The following is a 6119-nucleotide window of genomic DNA, read 5'->3' on the forward strand; positions in this document are numbered from 1 at the left end:
ATCCTTATACTATAAGGTTTACTGAGCCTTTTCTACTACTTCTACAAGTCTCCATCTCTTTTCCCTACTGAGTGGACGGGTTTCCATAACCTTGACTTTGTCCCCGATCTGACATTCATTGTTTTCATCATGGGCCTTTAATTTATAGGTCCTTTTAACAATTTTACCATATAAGGGGTGCTTTACACTGTTTTCTATAGCAACAACTATTGTTTTATCCATTTTATTGCTTACAACTTTACCTACCCTGGTCTTACGAAGATTTCTTTCTACCATTTACTATTACCCTCCTTTCACCACTTCAGGTGAACTCTGGATTTAGAACTTTAAACCTTCTTATTAGAAAATCCGGTTCTCAATTCTCATTCCTGTTTATACGCCCTTTAATTCCTTTTCCTTAAGAATTGTTTTTACACGGGCTATTGATTTCTTAACATCCTTTAACTTCATAGGGTTTTCAAGCTGATTTGTAGCAAGCTGAAATCTCAATTTGAAGAGTTCGGATTTTAATTCACCTAATTCCTTTTGCAATTCGCCTTGTGATTTTTCTCTGATTTCACTAGCTTTCATTTGCTTCACCACCCATTTCCTTATCGCGAGTTACAAACTTACACTTGATAGGAAGTTTGTGCATAGCAAGCCTCATAGCTTCTCTTGCTGTTTCTTCTGGAACTCCCGCGATTTCAAATAATATTCTACCCGGTTTAACAACCGCAGCCCAGTATTCCGGTGATCCTTTACCGCTACCCATACGGGTTTCAGCAGGTTTTTGAGTTATAGGCTTATCAGGGAAAATCTTAATCCAAACCTGTCCGCCTCTCTTAATGAAACGAGTCATAGCTATTCTGGCAGCTTCTATCTGATTACTTGTAATCCATGCCGGTTCAGTAGCCTGTAATCCGTATTCACCACTGGAAACCACGTTTCCTCTGGTTGCAACGCCTTTCATTCTACCTCTCATAACTTTTCTATGTTTAACCCTTTTAGGCATTAACATTATGCTTCTCCTCCTTCCGCCTTTTTCGCTTTCTTAACAGCAGGAAGAACTTCACCTTTATATATCCATACTTTAACACCGAGCTTTCCATATGTTGTGTCTGCTTCCGCAAAGCCATAATCTATATCAGCTCTTAAAGTCTGTAAGGGAATAGTTCCTTCATGATAATGCTCAGTCCTTGCAATTTCAGCACCGCCAAGACGTCCTGCAACTGCAGTTTTTATACCTTTGGCACCCAACTTCATTGCTCTTGACATAGCCTGCTTCATAGCTCTTCTGAAAGATATTCTCTTTTCAAGCTGTGATGCTATGTTTTCTGCTACAAGCTGAGCCTCAACCTCAGGCATTTTGATCTCAGTTATGTTTATAAGTACGCTCTTCTGAGACATTTTCTCTAATTCTTTCCTGAGTTCTTCAATACCTGTACCGCCTTTTCCGATTACTAATCCGGGCTTAGCAGTATTTATATTAATTTTGATCTTGTTAGCAGCTCTTTCTATCTCAATTCTTGATATGCCGGAAATATATAATTTCTTCTTTATATATTTTCTCAACTTTACGTCTTCTACTAAAAGCTCGCTAAAATTCTTATCATTGGCATACCATTTTGTATCCCAATCCTTTATAATACCAATACGGAGTCCGTGTGGATTTACCTTCTGGCCCATTATCTAACCTCCTTTTCCTTTATTTTTTTTCCTTTAATACTAATGTTATATGGCTTGTTCTTTTTCTGATTCTGTTAGCTCTACCTTGAGCTCTAGGCATTATTCTCTTTAATGTAGGACCCTGAGTAGCATTTGCCTCAGCCACATAAAGTTCATCTCTATTCAATCCGTTGTTATTGGTTGCATTTGATTCTGCTGATTTCAAAAGTTTGTATAGTAATTCTGAAGCCGCTTTGGGAGTATATTTTACTATACCGTAAGCCTCATCTATACCTTTACCTTTTATTAAATCCAGAACAATTTTAACTTTTCTTGATGATATACGAGCATATTTAAGAATAGCTCTTCCTTCATCTTTACCTATACCTAAAACCTTCTTCTCCTTCTTTGTGAGTAAAGCAGGTTTGTTGTATTTTTTATGAGTTGAGTTGTATTTTGCTAATAACTCATCCTTTTGCTTAAGAAGTTCGTCTTTAGATAAAACCTTCTTCTCCACTGGATTTCCTCCTTTCGACGTCTTCGACTTAAGGTTAGGCCCTGGATTACAGATAAAGTGGCATATTCCATCTATCTTTTACCTACTGCCTACTACCATGCCGAAGAAATAATTATTATTTCAACGATGTTGACCTCTCTGTATGGCCGCCATGTCCCTTAAAGGTTCTGGTAGGAGCAAATTCTCCCAACTTATGGCCTACCATGTCTTCTGTCAAATATATAGGAACGTGTTTTTTGCCGTCATAAACTGCTATTGTGTGTCCAACCATCTGTGGAAAAATAGTTGATGCTCTTGACCAAGTCTTCAGAACTTTTTTGTCATTTACCTTATTCATTTCTTCTATTTTTTTAAGAAGCTTTGCATCTACATAAGGTCCCTTTTTTAACGATCTGCTCATATCCTTAATCCTCCTTCCTGCACGCTATTAGCGTAGTTTATGGTTTAAGGCTTAATAGTCCTAAATTCAACTTTTTACTCAAACCCTAAACGTTAAACAGGTTATTTCTGATTTCTTCTCTTAACGATAAATTTATCAGATTTGTTTTTCTTCTTCCTTGTCTTGTATCCCAATGTAGGCTTACCCCATGGAGTTACCGGACTTGGTCTTCCGATAGGTGATTTACCTTCACCACCACCGTGCGGATGGTCTACTGGATTCATTACAACACCACGTACTGTAGGTCTGATACCCATCCATCTCTTTCTTCCGGCTTTTCCTATTGAGATATTTTCGTGATCTATATTGCTAACCTGTCCGAGTGTAGCTTTGCATTCAAGCCTGAACAGTCTAACTTCGCCTGAAGGCAATCTTACTGAAGCATATTGTCCTTCTTTAGCCATTAACTGTGCAGCGTTTCCTGCAGCTCTTACAATCTGCGCACCCTTTCCTGGCTTCAACTCAATATTGTGAATCATTGAACCAACAGGTATATTATGAAGGGGTAATGCATTTCCAGGTCTTATATCTGCATTTTCGCCTGATTCTACTGTATCTCCAACTTTCAAATTAACAGGTGCTATTATATACCTTTTTTCACCGTCAATGTACTGGAGAAGGGCAATATTTGCAGTTCTGTTTGGATCGTATTCTATAGCAACTACTTTTGATTTTATTCCGTCTTTATCCCTTTTGAAGTCTATTACTCTGTACTTCTGTTTTGCACCGCCACCCTGGTGACGAACAGTGATCCTACCGTAAGAGTTTCTACCGCCGTTTTTCTTTAAAGGTTCCAACAATGACTTTTCTGGTTCTTTCTTTGTTATCTCCTCAAAAGTTGACACTGTCATAAATCTTCTGGCGGGAGTAGTAGGACTATACTTTTTTACTGCCATTTTCTTCTCACTCCTTTATAAACTGAATCTTGCCTCGGAATTATTGAGCTACGCCAAATTCCTCAATGCTTGTCTTGTATTTCTTGTTGGTTGCAACTTCTTTGCCGCCCTTTTCCTTGTAAGCTACAGGCTTAGGATCGAGGTCGATCTTAACAATTGCTTTTTTCCAGTCAGGTCTTGGTCCCTGGTGGACACCCATTCTCTTGATTTTTCCTTCAAAGTTCATGGTGTTTACTTGAAGTACTTTTACATTGAAAAGCTTTTCAACTGCTACTTTGATCTCAGTTTTAGTTGCCTTAGGATCTACAATGAAGGTGTACTTTCCGCTTGCGATCTCCATATTGCTTTTCTCAGTAACAAAAGGCTTTCTGATAATATCTTCTGGGCTTCTCATTATGCGTACACCTCCTCAACTTTTGATACGGCATCCTTAGTGATCAGGAATTTGTCATGCTTTAAAATATCAAATACGTTGATTGTATTTACTAAAGCTGTTTTAACCCCGGGGATGTTTCTTGCTGACTTTTCAACATTATCATCCTTTCCGGAGATAACAACCAATACGCTTGAATCAACTTTGAGGTTCTTTAAAACTTCTACCATTTGTTTTGTTTTGATTTTGTCAAAACCGAAGTTATCGAGAACAAAGATATCCTGGCCTGCTACCTTTGATGTCAAAGCAGACTTAAGGGCAATTCTCTTAACCTTCTTTGGCAATGTGTATCTATAGCTCCTAGGCTTAGGTCCTAATACGATACCACCTTTGATCCACTGAGCAGAACGGATACTTCCCTGTCTTCCTCTACCGGTTCCTTTTTGTCTCCAAGGCTTTCTACCGCCGCCTCTAACTTCACTCTTTGTCTTAGTAGACTGAGTACCTTGTCTCAAATTTGCTAACTGGTTTACTACTGCTGCGTGCATCGCTTCTTTGTTTACTTCAACTCCGAATACGGTGTCACTCAGGCTTACGTTACCAACCACTTCGCCTTTTACATTATATAAATCAACTTTTGGCATGTCTTTTCCTCCCTTCGTGCTTATTATTTACCAGACTTAACGGTATCCTTGATTACCAGAAGACCACCTTTAGGTCCTGGTACTGCGCCTTTAACAAGAAGCAGGTTTCTTTCAGTGTCAACTCTAACGATGTCGAGATTCTGAACTGTTATGTTGTCAACACCCATATGTCCAGGTAATTTCTTACCTTTGAATACCCTAGCAGGATTTGTATTAGCACTCATTGAACCGACTCTTCTATGGTACATTGAACCGTGTGTTTCTGCGCCGCCTTTTTGTCCGTAACGCTTGATTGTACCCTGAAAACCTTTACCCTTGGATACGCCGCTTACGTCCACTTTATCTCCAGCTTGGAACATGTCCGCTACTTTAATTTCCTGTCCAACTTCATACTTTTCAGAATCTGTTGCTCTGAATTCTTTCAAGAATTTCTTTGGCGCTACCTTAACTTTAGCGAACAAACCTTTTTCCGGCTTGTTAAGCTTCTTTTCTTCAACGTCTGAGAAACCAACCTTTACAGAGTTGTAACCATCGTTGTCAACAGTCTTTTTCTGTACTACTGTAACAGGGCCAGCCTGGATTACTGTAACAGGGATTGAAAGACCGTCTTCATTAAAGATCTGGGTCATACCAACTTTGGTGCCCATGATGAACTTATTCATTTTTTTCCCTCCTATGGTTATTGGTTCACATTGAATAGGATGTGAACTTGACCTATTGTTAACACACTTGCATTACATTTTGATAAGACTCAATATCAAAGGCCCTTTTGTTGCCAGCGGCTACCTTCCTATTATGTCTTTAATCTTACAGTTTGATTTCGATATCAACACCTGCAGGAAGATCCAATCTCATCAAGGAATCTACTGTCTTCGGTGTTGGAAGAAGAATGTCGATCAGTCTTTTGTGAGTTCTCATTTCGAACTGTTCACGAGAATCCTTGTACTTGTGAGGAGCTCTCAAAATAGTGATGATTTCCTTCTCTGTCGGCAACGGCACTGGACCAGACACTTTAGCGCCTGTTCTCTTTGCAGTTTCAACAATCTTTTCTGCGGATTGATCAAGAAGCTGATGATCAAATGCTTTTAATCTGATTCTGATTTTTTGCTTGCTTGCCATACATAAACCTCCTTTAAATTGAAGCGGATAATTTTTTGTTACGTACAACAAGTAATTTCTGTACACTATGCCGGGTGTTTCATTGTTTCCTATATAAAAACCCAGATTAGTCCTGACAAAAAGTCAGTATAAACCTGGGCCGTAGCATCAAACCAACACACCAAACGTGCGTTATGCAAAATGTACAGTGACTTGTCGCCCGGTTTCAAGAATCGGACATTCTCTGCGAAAGTTCCCTACTTCTACGAGTAGCAATCTCCCGCTTCATCGTATGCCACGTCACAACATTCAACATTTTACTATAGAATTAGTATATTTGCAAGGGTTTTTTAAAAAAACTTTATAAGCAGCAAAGCCTTATGGCGATAACCATAAGGCTTTGGAATAAATCTGGCGATGACCTACTTTCCCGGGACGTTGCCGTCCAAGTATCATCGGCACTGAGAAGCTTAACTGCCGTGTTCGGTATGGGAACGGGTGTGACCTT

The 6119-nt window shown here is 39.2% G+C and carries 11 protein-coding genes and 1 rRNA gene; all 12 read right to left on the minus strand.

The window, feature by feature from the left end; translation table 11 throughout:
* Positions 1-18: 18 nt before the first annotated feature.
* Positions 19-276 carry a 30S ribosomal protein S17 gene (rpsQ, locus tag N3I35_15000; protein ID MCX8131387.1) on the minus strand — a complete coding sequence of 86 codons (258 nt, stop codon included), beginning with the start codon at positions 274-276 and terminating at the stop codon, positions 19-21.
* 96 nt (positions 277-372) lie between these two features.
* Complete coding sequence (rpmC, locus tag N3I35_15005) at positions 373-570, minus strand: 50S ribosomal protein L29 (protein ID MCX8131388.1); 198 nt, start codon at positions 568-570, stop codon at positions 373-375.
* Positions 560-997, minus strand: coding sequence for a 50S ribosomal protein L16 (rplP, locus tag N3I35_15010; GenBank protein MCX8131389.1), 438 nt, complete (start codon positions 995-997; stop codon positions 560-562). Before rplP ends, rpmC begins: the two co-directional genes overlap by 11 nt.
* Complete coding sequence (rpsC, locus tag N3I35_15015) at positions 997-1665, minus strand: 30S ribosomal protein S3 (GenBank protein ID MCX8131390.1); 669 nt, start codon at positions 1663-1665, stop codon at positions 997-999. Before rpsC ends, rplP begins: the two co-directional genes overlap by 1 nt.
* Before the next feature lie 19 nt (positions 1666-1684).
* Entirely contained in the window at positions 1685-2029 is a 345-nt protein-coding gene (gene rplV / locus N3I35_15020) for a 50S ribosomal protein L22 (protein MCX8131391.1), read from the minus strand.
* 247 nt (positions 2030-2276) lie between these two features.
* On the minus strand, positions 2277-2561 hold the full coding sequence (gene rpsS, locus N3I35_15025) for a 30S ribosomal protein S19 (GenBank protein ID MCX8131392.1): 285 nt from the start codon (positions 2559-2561) through the stop codon (positions 2277-2279).
* 101 nt (positions 2562-2662) lie between these two features.
* Positions 2663-3496 (minus strand): 50S ribosomal protein L2, encoded by an 834-nt coding sequence (gene rplB, locus N3I35_15030; GenBank protein MCX8131393.1) that lies wholly within the window; start codon positions 3494-3496, stop codon positions 2663-2665.
* Positions 3497-3536: 40 nt separating this feature from the next.
* Positions 3537-3890, minus strand: coding sequence for a 50S ribosomal protein L23 (rplW, locus tag N3I35_15035; GenBank protein ID MCX8131394.1), 354 nt, complete (start codon positions 3888-3890; stop codon positions 3537-3539).
* Complete coding sequence (gene rplD, locus N3I35_15040; protein MCX8131395.1) at positions 3890-4513, minus strand: 50S ribosomal protein L4; 624 nt, start codon at positions 4511-4513, stop codon at positions 3890-3892. Before rplD ends, rplW begins: the two co-directional genes overlap by 1 nt.
* A 23-nt stretch (positions 4514-4536) precedes the next feature.
* Positions 4537-5175 (minus strand): 50S ribosomal protein L3, encoded by a 639-nt coding sequence (rplC, locus tag N3I35_15045; GenBank protein ID MCX8131396.1) that lies wholly within the window; start codon positions 5173-5175, stop codon positions 4537-4539.
* 145 nt (positions 5176-5320) lie between these two features.
* Positions 5321-5632 (minus strand): 30S ribosomal protein S10, encoded by a 312-nt coding sequence (rpsJ, locus tag N3I35_15050; GenBank protein ID MCX8131397.1) that lies wholly within the window; start codon positions 5630-5632, stop codon positions 5321-5323.
* 388 nt (positions 5633-6020) lie between these two features.
* Positions 6021-6119 (minus strand): 5S ribosomal RNA (gene rrf, locus N3I35_15055); the annotation flags it as partial.

This window comes from Clostridia bacterium, assembly GCA_026414765.1.
Classification (GTDB): domain Bacteria; phylum Bacillota; class Clostridia; order Acetivibrionales; family DSM-27016; genus SKW86.